The sequence below is a fragment of the Pseudoalteromonas sp. PS5 genome, from assembly GCF_004103255.1.
GTDB lineage: Bacteria > Pseudomonadota > Gammaproteobacteria > Enterobacterales > Alteromonadaceae > Pseudoalteromonas > Pseudoalteromonas peptidolytica.
The window spans coordinates 1-18795 of the sequence record NZ_RCSQ01000159.1 but is presented as its reverse complement, the minus strand read 5'-3'; the positions used below and the strand labels follow the sequence as shown (position 1 = coordinate 18795).

The following is an 18795-nucleotide window of genomic DNA, read 5'->3' as shown; positions in this document are numbered from 1 at the left end:
CAGACAGAATTGCCCTGCAGTAGGAGCTGCTTTACGCAGCGATCTTTAAAAACCCTCACACTTCTTGATATACACACCTGTCATTAAACTGCTCGGCGGGTAAACCACCTCCTACTACGCTGAATTACTCTGAAGTAGGAGCTGCTTTATGCAGCGATCTGTAGGCCTCTCACACTTCTTGATATACACACCTGTCATTAAACTATTAGCCCAGCAAAATCTACAAAAATTAATCAGCATAAGGGTAATGCACGTGACGCTGCTCTTGTAGTGTCATACCTAAATATTCAAATGTACCCACCAGCATCTCAGTAAATGGTGCTGGCGCTTGTGCCTGGCATGAAGTTGATAAGATCGAAAAATGTTTTTCGCGCAAGGCTCTTAATTCTGGTTTAAGCGCTTCAATATCCATAAAGTCCGTGATCCTATCAACAAATGCTTTCATCCTTGGCGTTACGGCATACCAATAAACAGGTGATGCAAAAATAATATGATCAAACCCGAGCACCCATCTAAATAGGTTTATAAAGTCATCATCGCTGTGAGAATGTTTGTAGCAATACTCCCCTATTTTGTAACGGTCTAGGTAGATAAGCTCGGCACTTTTTTCTTCTGCTAACGCTTTTGCTGATTGGTAAGTATTTCCATTTGGGTTTGAGCTTGAGTAAATAACGATTGTTTTCATAATGTTTAATTCCAGTTGCACTATTAATAAATTGGGTGCTACCTTAAAACCTCACCTTAAGTTGAGGTAAAGTACTATTTTATGAAAACTGAAAAATTATTAAGAGATGAGCCAAACTTGAGTGTTGGTAAGGTTGCAGCCAGAGCAGATGTTGCCGTTTCTGCATTACATTTTTACGAAAACAAAGGATTGATCCGCAGTTGGCGTAACAATGGTAATCAACGTCGCTACAAAAAAGATGTGCTACGTCGTATTGCCATTATTAAAGCTGGGCAGAAAATGGGGATCACCCTTGGTGAAATAAAAGATACGTTAGATACCTTGCCCGATTCAAGAACACCAACCAAAGAAGACTGGGCAAAATTATCAAAAGCATGGCAAGTGAAACTAGATGAAAAAATCGCCTATATGCAGCGCTTGCGTAGCTATGTGGACGGCTGTATTGGTTGTGGCTGTTTATCGATGAAGTCCTGCCCTATCTATAACCCAGGCGATATTGTTGCGACACAGGCCAATGGTGCCGTGTGGTTGGATGAGCCAGACAAAGCAAATAAAGCGAAATCTTGTTATGATAACGAAAACTAATAAATAGGACACAACAATGAAAAAAACTGCCTTGTGTATGGCACTTGCCATGGCAATGGGCCTAGCTGGCTGCACCGCGCCGTCTTCTTCTACAAAGACAGTAGCACTCACGGAAGAACAAACTGTGGTGAAAAACCAACAATTTGCTCAGTTTTCAGAGCAGTTTATTGACGAACTTTGGCAACAATATCCTGAAGCCTCCTTGTGGGCAGGTTTCGGTAAATATGACGACTTAATTACCATACCAACACAGGCTAGCCGCGACGCCAATGCTGCGTTTTCAAAAACACAGCTGGCAAAATTACAGCAATTCGACCTATCACAGCTTAGCAACAGTCAAAAAATCGACTATCACTTGATTGAAAATCGCCTACAGCGCGATATTTGGCACATCGAAACGTTTAAAAGCTGGCAGTGGAATCCTTCTTCTTACAATGTTTCCTATGGCTTTGCTACTATTTTGAACAGCCGCTTTAAGAGTGACGATGAAAAGTTAAAGCTGGTATTAAAGCGCCTTCAATATGTTCCCGCCTATTATGAAGCTGCACAGAGTAATATTCATAATCCAACCCTTGAATATACCCAACTTGCGATTTCACAAAACCAAGGGGCATTTAGCGTATTAAATGATGAGTTACTTGATAAATTAGCGACTTCATTGCTTAGGGCAGAAGATAAAGCACTATTCAAACAACGCTTTGCAGCTGCCAAATCAGCGATCAACGGCTATGTTTCTTTCCTCACTAACCTTGAAAAAGAGTTAAGTGAAAGCGGCAACGCGCGCTCCTTTAGAATTGGTGAAAAGTTATACGAAGAAAAGTTCGCATTTGATATACAGTCAGGGTATACAGCAAAACAAATGTATGAAAAAGCACTTGCTGATAAAGCCCGCATTACCGAGGAAATGGTGCAGATCACAGATCAGTTGTGGTCGAAATATTTTGCCGATACACCTCGCCCACAGTCAGACAGAGATGCCATTGCAACCCTTATCAAACATCTGTCAGTCAAACACGTTAAACGTGAGGATTTTGTATCTGAAATTAAGGCACAAATTCCAGAGCTTGAGCAGTTCGTGAAAGAAAAAGATTTAATCACGCTCGACCCTGAAAAGCCATTGGTTGTGCGTGAAACACCAGAATATATGCGTGGTTATGCTGGCGCCTCAATCAGTGCACCAGGACCGTATGACAAAAAAGAAAACACCTATTATAACGTCACTCCCCTTGACTCAATGAGTGAAGAACAAGCTGAGTCATACTTGCGTGAGTACAACCATTGGATCCTACAGATCCTCAATATTCATGAGGCAATACCGGGTCACTATACTCAGTTAGTTTACGCTAACGAATCCCCTTCTTTGATCAAGAGCCTTTTAGGTAATGGTGCCATGGTCGAAGGCTGGGCAGTTTATACTGAACGAATGATGTTAGAAGAAGGCTATGGCAATTTCGAGCCTGAAATGTGGTTAATGTACTACAAATGGAATCTGCGCGTTATCTGTAACACTATTTTAGATTATGACATCCAAGTCAATGGCATAGACAAAGAAGCGGGCTTAGACCTGTTAATGAATGGTGCTTTCCAAGAGCGCGCTGAAGCAGAAGGTAAATGGCGTCGCGCAACATTAAGTCAAGTACAGCTGACCAGCTATTACTCTGGCTATCGTGAGATTTACGACTTCCGTGAAGCACAGAAAAAGGAGCTTGGTGAAGCATTCGACCTTAAGGCGTTTCATGAAGAGTTTTTAAGCTTTGGCAGTGCCCCAGTGAAGTATATTCGTCAACTTATGACAAAATAATACCAATTTTCTTAATTAAGTGGTCTATTTTGAGGTGAGAAAATCTTGTCGATAACCCCGCTACCGCGTCCTGCTATCGCCAAGGTACCTACATCCGTGTAGGCAAGGCAAAAACTTTGCTATTTAGTTGTTCTAAATAAGAAGTTTTTAACGCCGTTAGCGTCAGATTTACTCCTTCAAATTGAACGAGTATTAAGTCAAATTGGTATAATTTCACCCAATAACACAAAAAATGCCGACCTCTCGGTCGGCATTTTTACGAGCAAATACAAATTAAACCTGCAGACTACTTCACTATTTTCATTTCATCTAATAGGTTTTGTGCATTGTCGACTTTGTCCATTACCCAAAGCATGTAACGCGAGTCAACGTGAATCGAACGGTTCAGGTTTTTATCATAATCCCAATCGCCAATAATGCTTTCATAAACACCGTCAAACAATAAACCAACCAATTCAGCTTTGCCATTTAACGTCGGCGAACCAGAGTTACCACCCGTTGTGTCAACATTAGAAAGGAAGTTTACCGGTACCGTGTTCATACCACCTGTATACTGGCCATACACTTTATCGCGGATCAACTGCTGCTGTTTTTTAGGTGCATTGAAAGGATCAACATCGGTGTTTTTAGCTAGCAGCCCCTCTAGAGAGGTAAACGGTGTAGCAACTAATCCATCTTGAGGTGAGTATCCACCTACTGTGCCGTAGGTAACTCTCAATGTGCTATTAGCATCAGCATAGACAGGCTTATTTTGAGACTTGTTGTAAGCAATGATTGCTTCCATAAGCGCAGGACGTGCAGCTTGCTGTTTACCGGCTAGCTCTTTTCCTTCATCTTCAATTTGCTTCATCACAGCAAAAATCGCTTTAGCATACTGCATAAATGGATCAGCGCTTTGATTGAGTTGTTCAAGATCTAAATCTAGCATCCATAGACGAACTTTCTCATCTGCCAACTTAGAGTTTGCATACATTTGATCAAGCAGTGCTTGATGATTTGCCTTATCGAAACCCTCTTCCAGTTGTAGTTGCTTGTCTACCTCTGCAATGCGTTTTTCTTTAGGAAGCGCAGCATACAGCTCCATAAAGTAAAGCATAATTGCTTTGTCTACGGTTTCGTCGTAACGACGTGTCATGCGCTCAAGACCTGCTTTGAGCTTTGGCATATCACGTTCTTGATAACCGCGCTCGCGCTCAGCATCAGGCTTTTGCTTTTCAACGGCAAGACGATATAACTTCCTTGCCGTCGCAATCATTTGTGAGCGGTGAATATACCCCACCATCATATCGCGTACATAGTTTTCTTGTGCTTGTGATACCAGTTGGCTCAGCTCAGTCAACACATCGCCGTATTTTGCTTTGCGCTCAGCATCGGCATTGATCCACGCGATAAGGTCACGCTCAAATTGTTGCTTAGCACTATACATACTGCCCTTTTTAAAACTCTCAATCATAGAGCCAAAGTTTTTGATGTAATTGTTATAGCTAGCAATCGTACTTTCATAAGCGATTAATGCTTGAGAGCCTTCTGGCGCGTTCTCTTTGATAAGCTCCACATACTTTGCGTTGTGTTTGCGCACCATTGGATAGACAGTGTTAAACACAAAGTCTACTTCTGAGGCAATACGATAACGATTAGTACGGCCCGGGTAACCGGTTACCATAACAAAGTCGCCTTCTTGCACACCTTTAGCACTCACACTTAAGAATGATTCAGGGTTATATGGTACGTTGTCTTTAGAAAACTCAGCAGGTTTGCCATCTTTTCCGACATAAGCACGATAGAATGCAAAATCACCAGTATGGCGAGGCCACATCCAGTTATCTATATCACCGCCGTATTTACCAACCCCCATCGCTGGCGTGTAGGCTAAGCGTACATCTTTAATCTCAAGTGATTTAATCAAGTAGTACTCAAGACCACCGTGGAAGGTATAAACATTACAACGATAATTTTCGTCTTGCTCACACTCAGAGACAAGCTGTTTACGTTTACTATCGATGGCGTCAAAGCGTGCTTTACCGGTCAAGGAATCAACACCCTCATTGACTTTGTCTGTGACGTTCGAGACTTCTTTCGTTACATAAATACGCGAACCTGGCGCTGCAGGTAGATCTTCGCTTGGTGTTTTCGCCAAGAAGCCGTTTTCTAAAATATTGTTGTCAGTCGTAGAGTTATATTGAATAGAGCCATACGCACAGTGGTGGTTAGTAACCACTAAGCCCTTAGGGGAAACAAATGACGCCGTACAGCCGCCAAGGCTGATCACCGCGTTCATAGGAAACTCAGTTAATTTAGAAATCGACTTAGGGTCAATCTCAAGTCCTTTAGACTTCAAGATAGATTCTAGCTCAGGTAGTTGATGTGGTTGCCACATGCCTTCATCGGCTGCAACGTACTGAGAAAAGGCCAACACCATGGCCGCGGAGATAGCTTTAATACGCATATTCCAATCCTAAATTGTTATATTATTTTAATTACGGTCGGTAATGTGACCTAAGATTATGCTAAATAGCAATTTATTTCGATAAAATTTGATAAACCGATGTAAACAAGCTTTCTGGGCTGGTGTTGCTAAATCCAGTTTTTTCTCGTATCAAATTTCATTGGCAAATCCAGCGGCTTCTCAAGTGCCTTAAATCCACCTGATGCTTTTAAACTTACTTTTTCTCATTTTAGCAACGCCTAATAATGCCAGTACTTTCATCCAAATTTAATGTCTTACCAGACACTAAATGAATGTTTGCATTTACCAAACTTTTTGCATCATTTACCCCTTATAAATGTTAGGATCGCCGCAATTGTCAGTAATGAGTCAAATTTATGCTTTCGTGTAACAACATCACTATGCAGTTTGGTGCAAAACCACTGTTTGAGAATATTTCCGTTAAGTTTGGTGACGGCAACCGCTACGGCCTAATAGGCGCTAACGGCTGCGGTAAATCCACCTTTATGAAAATCCTAAGCAAAGAGCTTGAACCAAGTGCAGGTAACGTAAACTACGATCCAAACGAGCGTATCGCTAAGCTAAATCAGGATCAATTTGCCTACGAGCAATATACGGTTGTAGACACAGTGATCATGGGTCACAAAGAGCTGTGGGAAATCAAACAAGAACGCGATCGCATTTACTCACTACCTGAGATGAGCGAAGAAGACGGTATGCGTGTTGCCGATCTTGAAACGCAATTTGCTGAAATGGATGGCTATTCCGCTGAAGCAAAAGCCGGTGAATTACTCCTCGGTGTTGGTATTCCAACTGAGCAACATTATGGCCTCATGTCTGAAGTTGCTCCGGGCTGGAAACTACGTGTGCTACTAGCACAAGTATTATTTGCAGAGCCAGATATCATGCTCCTAGACGAACCAACCAACAACTTGGATATCTATACCATCAAGTGGCTGGAAGATGTATTGAATCAGCGTGATTGTACTATGATCATCATCTCTCACGACCGTCACTTCCTAAACTCAGTGTGTACACACATGGCGGATATCGACTACGGTGAGCTGCGTATCTACTCTGGTAATTACGATGAGTACATGTTTGCAGCAACACAAGCTCGCGAGCGTCTGCTTTCAGATAACGCGAAGAAAAAGGCGCAAATTGCCGAGCTACAACAGTTTGTTTCGCGTTTCTCTGCAAACGCATCAAAAGCAAAACAAGCCACCTCTCGAGCTAAGCAAATTGACAAAATTCAGTTGGAAGAAGTTAAAGCGTCAAGCCGTCAAAACCCATTTATTCGCTTTGAGCAAGAAAAGCCACTATTTCGTAATGCCCTTGAACTTGAGTCTTTATCACAAGGTTACGAAGAGACGTTATTCTCAAACTTAAACGCACTGGTTGAAGTTGGTGAAAAGGTCGCGATTATCGGTGAAAACGGCGTGGGTAAAACCACCCTCCTCAACACCCTTGCCGGCCGTCAAGCGCCACTGTCAGGCGCGTATAAATGGTCAGAAAATGCCAACATAGGTTACTACGCGCAAGATCACGCTGACGAATTTGAAAAAGATCTCGACCTTTTCCAATGGATGGAACAGTGGCAACAGCCAGGCGATGATGAGCAAGTCGTACGCGGCTTCCTTGGTCGTATGCTGTTTTCTCAAAACGACATCAAAAAGTCTGTTAAGGTGATCTCAGGTGGTGAGCAAGGCCGTATGCTATTTGGCAAAATCATGATGCACAAGCCTAATATTCTGCTGATGGATGAGCCAACTAACCACATGGATATGGAGTCTATCGAGTCTCTAAACCTAGCATTAGAGCAGTACGAAGGCACACTATTCTTCGTCTCACATGACCGTCAGTTTGTATCTTCTCTTGCTACGCGTATTTGGGAAATCAAAGACGGACAGATCATTGATTTTCAAGGTACTTATGACGAATACCTTGCGAAAAAAGCAGCCGAAGCACTGTAAACCTATCCTGTTCAGGGCCGCTTACTGGCCCTGAACACGCCCCGATACCTTCCTATCATGGTGTATAGTTCTTATATATCAAATAAAAGCAGCTGAATTGTTCAATGCTCAAGCATAATACCAATTAGCATCAATGCTTGCTCAAAATAGACCTCTTAATTAGGATAATTGGTATCAGTCAGCGAATAGGCTTTATAAAAAATAAGCGCACCGAAGTGCGCTTCCAAGTTATTAACCTGAGATCAGGTTAACTAGGGACTGTTGTGCAATCGCACTCAAAACTATTTCACTCTACGTCTAAAACCCAGCGCACCTGCAAGTAATAAGAGACCCGCAAACATCGACCCACCAGAAGAGCCCGAATCTTGATCTGTTGACGGTTTGTCAGTAACTTGGTCAATCAAGGTATTCGCTTTTTGTGTTAATCCCGCAGCAGAGTTAGGATCGTCATCTAACACTGTAATTGCATTGAGTGTTACAAAATTAGCAGCACCTGGGTCTGTTTCAGTGTCTTTACACTGCTCATCGGTAAAGTTAACTAACGGCACATTCCCACAACGTGGAATTTGGGCGATGGCTTCTAGTACTTCCATACCGTCACCAATTACTTGACCAAACACGGTGTAGCCACCATTTTCTACATCTAAATTACTACTATTATCCTCTAAGTTTATAAACCACTGACTGGTCGCACTATCAGGTTTATAAGCCACCTTAGCCATTGCAATTGTGCCTTTGACATTTGACCACTTAGGTTCATTTTCAACCGCATTATAGGTTTCAATCGCATCAAGCGGAACTTTACCTTCATAAGTAAAGCCGCCACCTTGCACGACAAACTCGGGGATCACTCGGTGGATCACAGTATCAGAGTATCGTTCGTTGTTTACATACTGCAAAAAGTTTTCAACTGTCTTAGGAGTGCTTTGATCATATAGATTCACTTGAAAACTACCGTGTGAGGTCTGAAACTCAACAATTGTCGCGTTAGCAGTAACACTTCCTAGCATCGCTGAGGCGAGCAATAGCGTATTTAACTTGAACATACTTTTCCACTTAGTTATTTCATATTTATTTGCGTCTTAGAATAAAAATTAATTTTTAACGCGGCTAGCAAATCATTGTCGATGGTAACAATTAAAAACATTTACAGACGTAGGTTTACAAAAGCGACACAGCGACAACTAGGTAATTGTGCAGGTTTTAGTCAAACAAACGTATTTCACCGCATAACTCCTCTGAGTAGACGGTTTATACATGCAACTCTTAACCATTTTTTATATGATCCGCCCGATTATAATTCTAAATCCAGGACAACAAGTTTATGAGTAATTCCTCTGAGGCAACGATGGAGATGAACTCCGTCAGTAATAGCCGCTGGACAAAACATGATACCCACTGGGTATTGAGCTTATTTGGAACCGCTGTTGGAGCAGGTATTTTGTTCCTGCCAATCAATATTGGGATCGGTGGTTTTTGGCCACTTCTCATTATGACTGCCCTTGCTTTTCCAATGACCTATTTAGCGCATCGAGGGCTCGCTCGCTTTGTGCTTTCTTCAAAGCAAAAAAATGCTGATTTTACCGATGTAGTCGAAGAACACTTCGGCGCTGGTGCTGGCCGCTTAATTTCCCTACTCTACTTTTTCTCTATTTTCCCTATTTTGCTTATTTACGGTGTTGGTCTGACTAACACTGTCGATAGCTTTATTGTCAATCAGCTAGGGTTTGGATCCCCTTCACGTATTTTGCTGTCAGGTTTATTAGTGGCGGGCATGATTGCCATTATGCTAGGCGGTGAAAAGCTATTGCTCCGTGCTTTCGCTATTTTGGTTTACCCACTTGTTGGTGTACTTCTGTTTTTGTCACTGTATTTAGTACCTAACTGGCAAATGCCCGTAGTCAGTACACCAGATGTTGCCAGTTTAACGCAGTTATTGTGGTTATCTGTGCCGATCGTGGTGTTCTCCTTTAGTCACGCAGCGGCGATCTCAAGCTTTGCTAATGTGCAACGTCGCCATTACAAGAGTGAAGCGGTGCAAAAGTCTGAAGCCATCTTGCGTATCACCTCAATTATGTTGATTGTATTTGTCTTGCTGTTTGTATTTTCTTGCGTATTTTCATTAACGCCAGAGCAAATGGAAGCTGCAAAAGAATCAAACGTTTCCGTATTGTCTTACCTAGCCAACGTTTATAACAATCCATTTATTGCTATGCTTGGGCCACTGGTTGCGTTTATTGCCATCACCTCTTCATTCTTAGGTCATTTCTTAGGTGCTCGTGAGAGCTTCAATGGGCTGGCAACCAAACAAACTAACATGAGTTACAAAGTAGCTGACAAAGCGGGTATCGCATTTATGTTTGTTGCTATCTGGATTTGCTCAGTGCTTAACCCAAGTATTCTCGATATGATGGGCGCAATTTCAGGCCCTATCATTGCGATGATCTTGTTTATTATGCCGACTATAGCGGTGTTTAAAGTCCCTGCGCTACAAAAATACAAAAGCCATATTGGTACCTATTTCGTATTAATTGTGGGCTTATTGGCGGTTTCGGCATTGCTATATAACCTAAGCTTTGGCTAGTCACAGACATACCCAAAATTTTAGTAATATTGGGAGGCATCGCCTCCCGCTCCAACGCATCACCTCCATGGTAGTTAAGCGCAAATTGTGGTAGTTTTCAGTGTCTTAAAATGAACACTGCGACTGAACAATGAACTTTGACTTTGTGCCATCCACTAATGAAGAAATTGTAGCCTTAACACATCAGGTAGATGCGCTACCAGCGCAAGAGCAAACCTTGCTCTGCATTTTGGCCGTCGTTTACAAGCCAGTCTCAGCAATAAAACTCAAACGCCTAATACAGGCTCTTGTTAGTAAAGAAATTATTCCTAGCACTGAGTTTGAACAAGGAATAAGCCATAGCCAGATCATGAAATGGCGCGCTGACGGTTTAGTCACGTTTAATGAAGATGGCGTACAAATCAACCTAAAACTCGCGACCGGTTTAAGTCAAAAAGTCATGGCCGAGGGGCAGTTTTTACCCATACTCAATACTGCCGAAGAATTTATACCGGTTCTTAATGCTTATGAATGGGAAAGACAATTTGCTGATGAACAGCGCCTCATTCGCGATTTTTTATTTATAAATCAATTATCAAAAGCACGTGCGCAACTAGGGTTTAATAAAGACCCACAAGCCGTGTGCTATAAAACCAACCAAGTACTACTGCCACTTTATTTTTATCCGTTCTCGTTGGAGCGATTTATCACCCTCCCCGAAGATTTGCAGTACCAAGCATTTTCAACCTTGCTGTATACCTTAATACAAAGTGGCCAAAGTATTGCCTTTGCGCTAGACACGCTGGAACAGGTTGAGGCCAAAACACAAAACCCACCATTAACGGCACTATTAGCAGAATACCAACTGTACACATTACAGTTAGATGCCGCACAGAGTATGGTAACTCAACATCACAGCAGCTACGAGTTACAGATACGAGCTGCGATTGCTTTTTTGCAGCAAAGTGAAGATGCCGCCTCGGAGTTTACAGCAGCCCTTAAAGCGAAGGATAAAATCACCAAGCGTAAAAAGCAGTACTTAGGCAGAGCCCTTGGGTTATTTCATAAACTGGCATTACTACAACAAGCCAATAACCAAGATGCTGCGCTTTTTGAAGTGTTATCACTACAATTAGAGTATGAAAACCAAGACAATAAAGCTCCCTTTTGCAATTACTTTGCCAATAACGTCTTACTCTATTGCAGTGAAAGCCTCTCGCAAAATAACCCATACAGTAGCGCACATTTAAAGTACTCTGCTTTGAAGCAGTCGCACTATTTTGACTATTACATTGGCCGCTTACTTGACTGCTTTGCATACTTTTGGTGTAACAAGACTTTAGATGCAACGGCGCTTGAACACCTTGATGATTGCGTGAACGCTTTTGAACAGCTGTCGATGTCGCTTTTTGCTCAGCTTGCTAAACAACTGCAACTTGCTCAGCATGGAGAGTTTCAGCCACTGACAAATGCTCTCAACATTAACCTCAGTACGCTTGTGGCTAAAAAGTCACCGTGGGATTTGGCGCTTGATAAACTTATCGCATTAAACCCAAGCAGTAACGCCACTCAAGCGGCCGATACGCAATACCGACTGATCTGGCAGCTTAGGCAAGGTCGCTTTGATATTGAATTTTTAGCCAGAGAACAAAAACGGGGAAAAACCGGCTGGGGCAAGGGTAAGCCTTTACCTTGTAAGCAACTTAAACAGCATCCTGAACGCTTCAGTTACATAAGCCAATCAGATAAAAAACTCATTGAGGCTATCGCATTGCAAGCCAGTTATGGCTACAGCAGCAAGTCTGATTATGTACTGGCAGGGATCCCAGCTTTAAGAGCTGCGGTTGGCGCAACAAACCTCTATCATGAGGACGACTTAACGCAGCCTATTACCATAACCGAGCAGACCCCTGAATTGCACATTCGTCAGCACGGTGATGAGCTTTTACTTTCAGTGCCAAATCTACCGAGTTATTTTACCCAGCCGCAAAGCTACTCATTTGTCCAGCATGACGAACATCAGTATACGTTTATTGTATTTAATCAATCACATATACAAGTCGCTGAAATCATTGGCGAATCAGGGTTAAGTGTACCTGTTAGTGCAAAACAAAAAGTGCTGTCGAGTATTAAAGCCATTGCCCCTTACCTGAATGTTCAGTCAGATTTAGCCGACATTGACACAGGTCTTGATGCCATTGCAGCGCAATCCACGCTCGTTATCAATATTCAACCTTATCATCAAGGTTTAGATTTTCATTGCGTGGTGATGCCGTTTGGTGAAAAAGGCCCTGTTTTCCACCCTGGTCATGGTACTGCCACGGTTAGTGCAGAAATCGACGGCAAACGCTTGTCTACCACCCGAGATCTCCTGCTTGAGCAACAAGGGCTTGATGAGCTTGACACCCATTGTCCGTTGTTTTTAGAAATGATTGACAACCGCCTCAGCTTGGCGCAAATGGATGAAGCACTGGAGGTATTGCAAGAGCTTGAGATGGTAGTCAACCAAGATCCTTGCCCTATGCAACTCAGGCTAAGGTGGCCAAAAGGTAAAAAAGTCCGTCTCAGTAACAAGCTTGAAAGCCAACATTTGCAACTGGCTATGACCAAGAAAAACGAATGGTTTGATATTACCGGCGAGCTGCAAGTAAATAATGACCAAGTGATTGAACTAAAAACACTACTCAAGATGGTTGCTACCAGTAATGGCCGTTTTATTGCACTGGACAGTGAGCAGGTCATTGCCCTTTCAAGTGAACTAAAGTCTCAACTTGATAAGCTCAATCATGCCACCGAAGGCGGTAAATTCCATTCACTTGCTACGCCTTTGATTGCTGAAGCCACCACCGGCATGCGCATGAAAACCTTACCTGCATGGGAAGAGCAAAATGATAAAATGCACCAAGCCGTGGCGTTAACTGTGCAGCTACCATCAACATTACAGGCCAAGCTTAGAGACTATCAACAAGCAGGATTTGACTGGGCCATGCGACTCGCCCATTGGGGCGCTGGCGCGTGTCTTGCCGATGACATGGGGCTTGGCAAAACCATCCAAGCACTAGCGGTAATATTGGCTCGTGCACATAAAGGGCCTACGTTAATAATTGCTCCCACCTCGGTTTGTTTTAATTGGCAGCAAGAAATTCAAAAGTTTGCACCAACGTTGTCGGTAAAAGTATTTGCCGACTCTGCAAATTCAGAGGCCAGAGCACAACTGCTCAGTGATCTGCAGCCACTGGACTGTGTCATTTTAAGCTACGGCTTATTACAGCGCGAAGTTGACATATTAAAGCCCATTGCATTTGAAACGATTGTCGCTGATGAAGCCCAGGCACTGAAGAACCCACTTGCAAAGCGCACTCAGGCAGCATGTGCACTTAAAGGCAAATTTAAACTTATTACCACAGGGACACCAATCGAAAACAACCTTACCGAGCTGTGGTCACTATTTAGGTTTGTAAACCCGGGACTACTTGGCAACCTGAAGCGTTTTAGCGAAAAGTTTTCTGCGCCAATTGAAAATGCAAATGAGGACAAAGTCGCAGCGCACCGAGCTCGCAAAGGATTAAAACACCTGATCCAACCGTTTATTTTACGTCGCATGAAGCACCAGGTCTTAACAGAGCTACCACCACGGACGGAGATAAATGTAGCGGTTCAGTTAAGCCAAGAAGAGCAAACCTTTTATGAAGCGCTTAGGCAAAACGCCATTGATGAAATCTCCCAGTCCGCGCAACAAGATAGCGCCAATGAGCAGCGCTTTAAAATGTTGGCAGCGCTTACTCGTTTACGCCAAGCCTGTTGTCATCCAAAACTCTTATTGGCTGAAAGCCAAGTCGCCAGTGCCAAATTAGCGGCATTAGATGAATTACTAACAGAGCTACAAGAAAATAATCACAAGGCGCTCATTTTTAGCCAGTTTGTTGGTCATTTACAGCTGATCAAAAGTCACCTTGAAAAACGTGGTATTCGCTTTCAATATTTGGATGGCAGTACCCCTCCGAAGGCGCGACAACAGGCGGTCAACGCCTTTCAAAAAGGTGAAGGCGAGGTATTCCTAATTAGTCTTAAAGCAGGCGGCTCTGGCCTGAACCTTACCGCAGCGGATTATGTCATTCACATGGATCCTTGGTGGAATCCAGCGGTTGAGGAGCAAGCTTCAGATCGTGTTCATCGCATGGGACAAACGCGCCCTGTCACGATATATCGCTTAATCGCTAAAGGAACTATTGAGGAGCAAATTGTTGAGCTGCATCATCATAAAAAAAGATCTAGCAGATCAACTGCTAGCCAATACAGACAAAGTGATGAAGCTCGATGTCAACGATGTGCTGTCGATGCTTAAGGAGACGCTGTAGTACAGATCTCTGGCGCTCGATACGGTAATTCCAACAAATCAAAGTAGTTCTGACCAAGCGCGATACGACGAAAAGCATTATCGTCAAGGCTGGCCAAAACACGACTGTTAATGTCCACTTCCTCTTTGTAGTCAGCAAAACGTTTGTTTTTGCTGGCAACAAAGTCACTCCCCGGTAAAAAACGCTCAGCATGGGCATTGATAAACTCAACATATTGGCTGTTGACGGTTGGAAAGCTAAAATAATAGTCGTACAAAATTCGCCAAGAAAGATCCACTTTAAGATTTTTATAGCGGGCAAACAGCTTCTGCATGGTGCGAATATGTAAGCTGGGGTCAATATGGCTTAGCTCTTTTGATACGCCCATGTGCATCCAGATGATGTCGTTATCAGGGTAGCGCGTTAATACTTCCTCAAGTAACGGTAAGTAGCGAAGCGGCGCCTCGTTATCGCCCAAATCGGCATGCAGTGCCAGCGGAGTATTTTTCTCTTGTAGCACTTGCATAAATGGCTGCCACTTAGCGATAGTATCCAGACTTACTGCTTGATGACCGTTACCAAAGTGTGCGGCTTTCACCATATTAACCTCTCCCATCCAACGAAATAGATCACCAAATTCTTCCTCAAGCAGCGCCATATTGGTCAGTATCGTGTCTGGTTTATGGAGATCAGCAAAGGTCATTGATAGGGTTAGATGTACTTTATCTGCCCCATGTTTTACATAGTTATTGGCATTTTTAATATCATTTTCAATACTTGGTGCGATGACATGTGTGTAGCACCCTCGCTCACCAACACATCCTGATTTGCGTGTATAGATTTGGCCAATACCATACACATTGACAAACAACACCCCAGCACGCTCCGCCCAGTTAACCAATTTATTAAAAGGGACAGCGTCGCCGCGAAACGGCTGAAAATGATGGTGGCTATCAACGACAAAATAATTAGACTGACGCTGTCTGTTATAACACTGACTATTCTCTGGGCTAAACATTGCTAAGCTGCGCGCACTTGTTGCCGATATGGTTTCACAGCTGCTGAGCAAAAAAGCACCCCCCATCGCTATAAGCATTTGTTTTATATTCATTTGGCTAACTTCATATTCCCTACCAAGGTACCTTCGCGCAGATCATATCTTTATACATAACCCAGTCTCCCATCAAGCTATATAACGGATATTGGAACGTCGCGGGTTTATTCTTTTCAAAAAAGAAGTGACCAATCCAAGCAAAACCATACCCCGCAACAGGCAACAACCAAAGCAACGACCACTGCGCGGAAAGAATGATATAGAACAGCAGCACTAGCACCACAGTTGAACCGACAAAATGGAGCCTGCGGCAGATTTTGTTTTTATGCTCAGAGAGATAATAAGGATAAAATGATGCAAAAGAATTGAACTCTTTGTTATTGTTTTTAGTCATCTATATGTATTATTCGTTATTTGACCGTATTGCTCAGCATAGTGCAAAGCAATTACATTGAAAACAAAAAGGATTGGGCGTGGCAACAGGCTCAGAATAATTATGTTGAAACCCATATTAATATTTTCTGCCACTTTGCTATTAGCAGCTTGTAATGACACCACTTCAACCACTGATCCGCAGGCAAGTATGAATTCACAGCGCAACATTCAATGTAGTGTCGCAAAAGGTAACGACGCAACCATGAGCTATCCGGTCAAATTCACCTTTACCAACTTAGGGAACGAAGATGCTAAGTTCCTTATTTGGCATACCCCGTTTGAAGGATGGTGGAGTCAATTTTTAGTAGTAGAGCAAAATGGTAAAAAGCTCAATTATCAAGGTCCAATGGCCAAACGCCTCACGCCAGAGGCAAACGAGTTTTTGACACTTACTGCGGGACAAAGCAAAAGCGTAGAGCTGGACTTAACGCTCGCCTATGAGATAAATACCGCACAACCTATCGCTATCACCTACAATAACCAGCTTAGCCATCCCCTCGCACTCACAGCAAGCTGCAACAAGGTGCTATAAACTTAGCCCGAGTCTAGATTAATAAAAATGCAGCGGCCGTACGGAAAATAGAAGAGCGACCCCTTGTGGGAGCGACTTTACGTGGCGATCCTTCTCGACCACACAGCGCGCTCATACAAACACAATCTAAAGCTGGAAGTCATATGTACTGTGCACACAACCCCTTCTGGGAGCGACTTTACGTGGCGATCCTTCTCGACCACACAGCGCGCTCATACAAACACAATCTAAAGCTGTAAGCATATTTGCTGTGCACACAACCCCGTGTAGGAGCGACTTTACGTCGCGATCTCTTCTCGACCACACTGCACGCTCATGCAGACACAATCTAAAGCTGTAAGCATATTTGCTGTGCACACAACCCCGTGTAGGAGCGACTTTACGTCGCGATCCTTCTCGACCACACAGCCCGCTCATACAAACACAATATAAAGCTGGAAGCATATGTACTGTGGGAGCGACTTTACGTCGCGATCCTTCTCGACCACACAGTCCGCTCATACAAACACAATCTAAAACTGGAAGCATATGTACTGCACACACAACCCCTTGTGGGAGCGACTTTACGCCGCGATCTCTTTCCCCAAAACCATCAAGGCCTTGATATTTGAATAACCACCCGACGGTTTTTACCACGACCAATGGCACTATCATTGGTGTCCACATGACGCTTTTCACCAAAACCATCTGTCATAATCTTATCCTCTGCCACCCCAAGGCTTGCCATATAAGACTTTATCGCCTCCGCTCGCCTTTTTGACAGTCGCAAATTGGTGTCTCTACCGCCATAGCTATCACTGTATGCAGAAATATAAATTTGTTCAATTTTAGGGTCGTTTTTAAGGTACTCACCTATCATATCCAAACGTTGTCGAGATGATTTTGTTAACTCACTGGAATTCTTTTTATAATTCATCACAGTAAATGCAATGTCTTCAAAACTATAGGGCAGTAAATTGTCTCGACACTGCAAAAATGCCCAATAGGCTTGCTTAAAATTGACTGACGACAGTGCCACAGACACTTTGTCTACATCATTGTGCCAATCTTTATAATAAAACGTGGGAAAATACCCCTTTTCAAGCTCCGTTAACAGCTCCCACGCCATATCATTGTCCAGCTCACCATCAAACTTTTTCAGTAACTTCATCTGCCCAATGCTTCTTGCAGGCTTACCGGCTCGCCACAACGGCGGCACCGACTCAAGGCCAGCAAAGTCGTAACTTTCAGGGCGCACTACCATATCAAGATTAAACGTTAAGTCTTTATTTTTACTGGCATGGCTGGAAAAAATAGCTTCACCATAATACGGAACTTCATGGTTTAACGCACAGCTCAAGCGGTTGGTTTGGTCAACTTGCCAATGGGATGCGTCTGCCTCGGCAGCATATTGCCGCATCGCAGCATCAGCATTAAGCGTCACGGCGCACAGGGATAAACTTATCCAACTCGCTGATTTATAAAACTTAATCACTTAATACCTCACTACATTCACTCATTAGTATGCCATTACGGTGTGCCAATTTTGTGTGAACCGCAATACTAAACCATTATCTACAAATCAAAAGCAATAAATATACCACTTTGAACCCTTGCAAGTCGCTCGCATCTTGCCGAGGTATCAGTATAATAGGCCGCTCAATTTCACAAACCAAGAAGATTATGTCTGATACCGAGCAAACGCTATTTTCAAAACGCTTTCGCGGCTTCTTTCCTGTAGTTATCGACGTGGAAACCGCAGGCTTTAATAAAGATACTGACGCCCTACTAGAAATCGCAGTCAGTATGCTAAAAATGGATGATAACGGCATATTAAGTTTAGATCAGACGGTACATTTTCATGTCGCACCTTTTGAAGGGGCTAATATTGAAAAATCAGCAATAGAGTTTAATGGTATAGATCCATTCTCACCGCTTAGGGGCGCAGTTGCTGAAGATGAAGTTATCAAAGAAATCTGTAAAGCTGTTCGCAAAGCACAAAAAGCAGCAGGCTGCCAGCGCTCTGTTGTTGTCGCTCATAATGCCGCTTTTGACCATGGCTTTTTAAATGCCGCAATTGAGCGCAATAATATAAAACGCACACCCTTTCACCCTTTTGTAAGCTTTGACACAACTTCGCTTGCTGGACTGGCGCTTGGACAAACTGTCCTTGCCAAAGCTTGCCGTACCGCAGGGATCGAATTTGACAATAGCCAAGCTCATAGCGCTTTATATGATACTGAACGCACCGCTGAGCTATTTTGTTATATCGTGAATAAATGGCAGGCATTAGGTGGTTGGCCGCTACCAGAGCCTGAAGAAGAAGAAGGCCAAACAGAACAGTAATACCAATTAAACTTAATACTTGCTCAATTTGAAGGAGTCAATCTGACGCTAACGGCGTT

Annotated in this window: 13 protein-coding genes; 7 read left to right on the top strand and 6 right to left on the bottom strand. The window is 43.2% G+C overall.

Features of this window, described 5'->3' with window-relative positions:
- Nucleotides 1–229 precede the first annotated feature (229 nt).
- Nucleotides 230–685, bottom strand: a complete 456-nt coding sequence (locus D9603_RS17790) for a flavodoxin family protein (protein WP_125253819.1) — start codon at nucleotides 683–685, stop codon at nucleotides 230–232.
- Nucleotides 686–766: 81 nt separating this feature from the next.
- Between D9603_RS17790 and soxR the strand changes: the two genes are divergently transcribed.
- Together soxR and D9603_RS17780 are read left to right on the top strand one after the other, a co-directional pair.
- A complete protein-coding gene (gene soxR / locus D9603_RS17785) occupies nucleotides 767–1270 on the top strand; it encodes a redox-sensitive transcriptional activator SoxR (protein WP_128732318.1) in 504 nt (167 codons plus the stop codon).
- Nucleotides 1271–1286: 16 nt separating this feature from the next.
- On the top strand, nucleotides 1287–3071 hold the full coding sequence (locus D9603_RS17780) for a DUF885 domain-containing protein (protein ID WP_128732317.1): 1785 nt from the start codon (nucleotides 1287–1289) through the stop codon (nucleotides 3069–3071).
- A gap of 286 nt (nucleotides 3072–3357) precedes the next feature.
- On the opposite strand, the gene D9603_RS17775 is transcribed toward D9603_RS17780, so the two are convergent.
- Nucleotides 3358–5517 (bottom strand): S46 family peptidase, encoded by a 2160-nt coding sequence (locus D9603_RS17775; RefSeq protein ID WP_128732316.1) that lies wholly within the window; start codon nucleotides 5515–5517, stop codon nucleotides 3358–3360.
- A 377-nt stretch (nucleotides 5518–5894) separates the two neighbouring features.
- Here D9603_RS17775 and D9603_RS17770 point away from each other — a divergent pair, with 377 nt between their 5' ends.
- The gene (locus tag D9603_RS17770) at nucleotides 5895–7490 is read left to right on the top strand and encodes an ABC-F family ATPase (protein ID WP_125253815.1); all 1596 of its coding nucleotides are present in this window, start codon (nucleotides 5895–5897) and stop codon (nucleotides 7488–7490) included.
- Nucleotides 7491–7771: 281 nt separating this feature from the next.
- On the opposite strand, the gene D9603_RS17765 is transcribed toward D9603_RS17770, so the two are convergent.
- A complete protein-coding gene (locus tag D9603_RS17765; protein WP_125253814.1) occupies nucleotides 7772–8536 on the bottom strand; it encodes a peptidylprolyl isomerase in 765 nt (254 codons plus the stop codon).
- 278 nt (nucleotides 8537–8814) lie between these two features.
- Between D9603_RS17765 and D9603_RS17760 the strand changes: the two genes are divergently transcribed.
- Both D9603_RS17760 and D9603_RS17755 read left to right on the top strand, forming a co-directional pair.
- Nucleotides 8815–10074, top strand: a complete 1260-nt coding sequence (locus tag D9603_RS17760; protein WP_125253813.1) for an aromatic amino acid transport family protein — start codon at nucleotides 8815–8817, stop codon at nucleotides 10072–10074.
- A gap of 130 nt (nucleotides 10075–10204) precedes the next feature.
- On the top strand, nucleotides 10205–14398 hold the full coding sequence (locus D9603_RS17755) for a DEAD/DEAH box helicase (protein ID WP_241651708.1): 4194 nt from the start codon (nucleotides 10205–10207) through the stop codon (nucleotides 14396–14398).
- Here the strand turns inward: D9603_RS17755 and D9603_RS17750 are convergent.
- Together D9603_RS17750 and D9603_RS17745 are read right to left on the bottom strand one after the other, a co-directional pair.
- Nucleotides 14395–15501 carry an amidohydrolase family protein gene (locus D9603_RS17750; RefSeq protein WP_128732315.1) on the bottom strand — a complete coding sequence of 369 codons (1107 nt, stop codon included), beginning with the start codon at nucleotides 15499–15501 and terminating at the stop codon, nucleotides 14395–14397. The genes D9603_RS17755 and D9603_RS17750 overlap by 4 nt on opposite strands.
- Before the next feature lie 19 nt (nucleotides 15502–15520).
- Nucleotides 15521–15838, bottom strand: a complete 318-nt coding sequence (locus D9603_RS17745) for a DUF962 domain-containing protein (RefSeq protein WP_128732314.1) — start codon at nucleotides 15836–15838, stop codon at nucleotides 15521–15523.
- Nucleotides 15839–15940: 102 nt separating this feature from the next.
- Here D9603_RS17745 and D9603_RS17740 point away from each other — a divergent pair, with 102 nt between their 5' ends.
- Entirely contained in the window at nucleotides 15941–16411 is a 471-nt protein-coding gene (locus D9603_RS17740; RefSeq protein ID WP_125253809.1) for a protease, read from the top strand.
- Between the two features lie 592 nt (nucleotides 16412–17003).
- On the opposite strand, the gene D9603_RS17735 is transcribed toward D9603_RS17740, so the two are convergent.
- On the bottom strand, nucleotides 17004–17882 hold the full coding sequence (locus D9603_RS17735; RefSeq protein WP_128732319.1) for an OmpA family protein: 879 nt from the start codon (nucleotides 17880–17882) through the stop codon (nucleotides 17004–17006).
- Between the two features lie 191 nt (nucleotides 17883–18073).
- Between D9603_RS17735 and rnt the strand changes: the two genes are divergently transcribed.
- A complete protein-coding gene (rnt, locus tag D9603_RS17730) occupies nucleotides 18074–18736 on the top strand; it encodes a ribonuclease T (RefSeq protein ID WP_128732313.1) in 663 nt (220 codons plus the stop codon).
- The last annotated feature ends 59 nt before the right edge of the window (nucleotides 18737–18795 follow it).

What these genes read in the sequence shown, in the direction of transcription:
- D9603_RS17790 (WP_125253819.1), bottom strand. Translation starts at nt 685, where the DNA reads ATGAAAACAATCGTTATTTACTCAAGCTCAAACCCAAATGGAAATACT.
- soxR (WP_128732318.1), top strand. Translation starts at nt 767, where the DNA reads ATGAAAACTGAAAAATTATTAAGAGATGAGCCAAACTTGAGTGTTGGT.
- D9603_RS17780 (WP_128732317.1), top strand. Translation starts at nt 1,287, where the DNA reads ATGAAAAAAACTGCCTTGTGTATGGCACTTGCCATGGCAATGGGCCTA.
- D9603_RS17775 (WP_128732316.1), bottom strand. Translation starts at nt 5,517, where the DNA reads ATGCGTATTAAAGCTATCTCCGCGGCCATGGTGTTGGCCTTTTCTCAG.
- D9603_RS17770 (WP_125253815.1), top strand. Translation starts at nt 5,895, where the DNA reads ATGCTTTCGTGTAACAACATCACTATGCAGTTTGGTGCAAAACCACTG.
- D9603_RS17765 (WP_125253814.1), bottom strand. Translation starts at nt 8,536, where the DNA reads ATGTTCAAGTTAAATACGCTATTGCTCGCCTCAGCGATGCTAGGAAGT.
- D9603_RS17760 (WP_125253813.1), top strand. Translation starts at nt 8,815, where the DNA reads ATGAGTAATTCCTCTGAGGCAACGATGGAGATGAACTCCGTCAGTAAT.
- D9603_RS17755 (WP_241651708.1), top strand. Translation starts at nt 10,205, where the DNA reads ATGAACTTTGACTTTGTGCCATCCACTAATGAAGAAATTGTAGCCTTA.
- D9603_RS17750 (WP_128732315.1), bottom strand. Translation starts at nt 15,501, where the DNA reads ATGAATATAAAACAAATGCTTATAGCGATGGGGGGTGCTTTTTTGCTC.
- D9603_RS17745 (WP_128732314.1), bottom strand. Translation starts at nt 15,838, where the DNA reads ATGACTAAAAACAATAACAAAGAGTTCAATTCTTTTGCATCATTTTAT.
- D9603_RS17740 (WP_125253809.1), top strand. Translation starts at nt 15,941, where the DNA reads ATGTTGAAACCCATATTAATATTTTCTGCCACTTTGCTATTAGCAGCT.
- rnt (WP_128732313.1), top strand. Translation starts at nt 18,074, where the DNA reads ATGTCTGATACCGAGCAAACGCTATTTTCAAAACGCTTTCGCGGCTTC.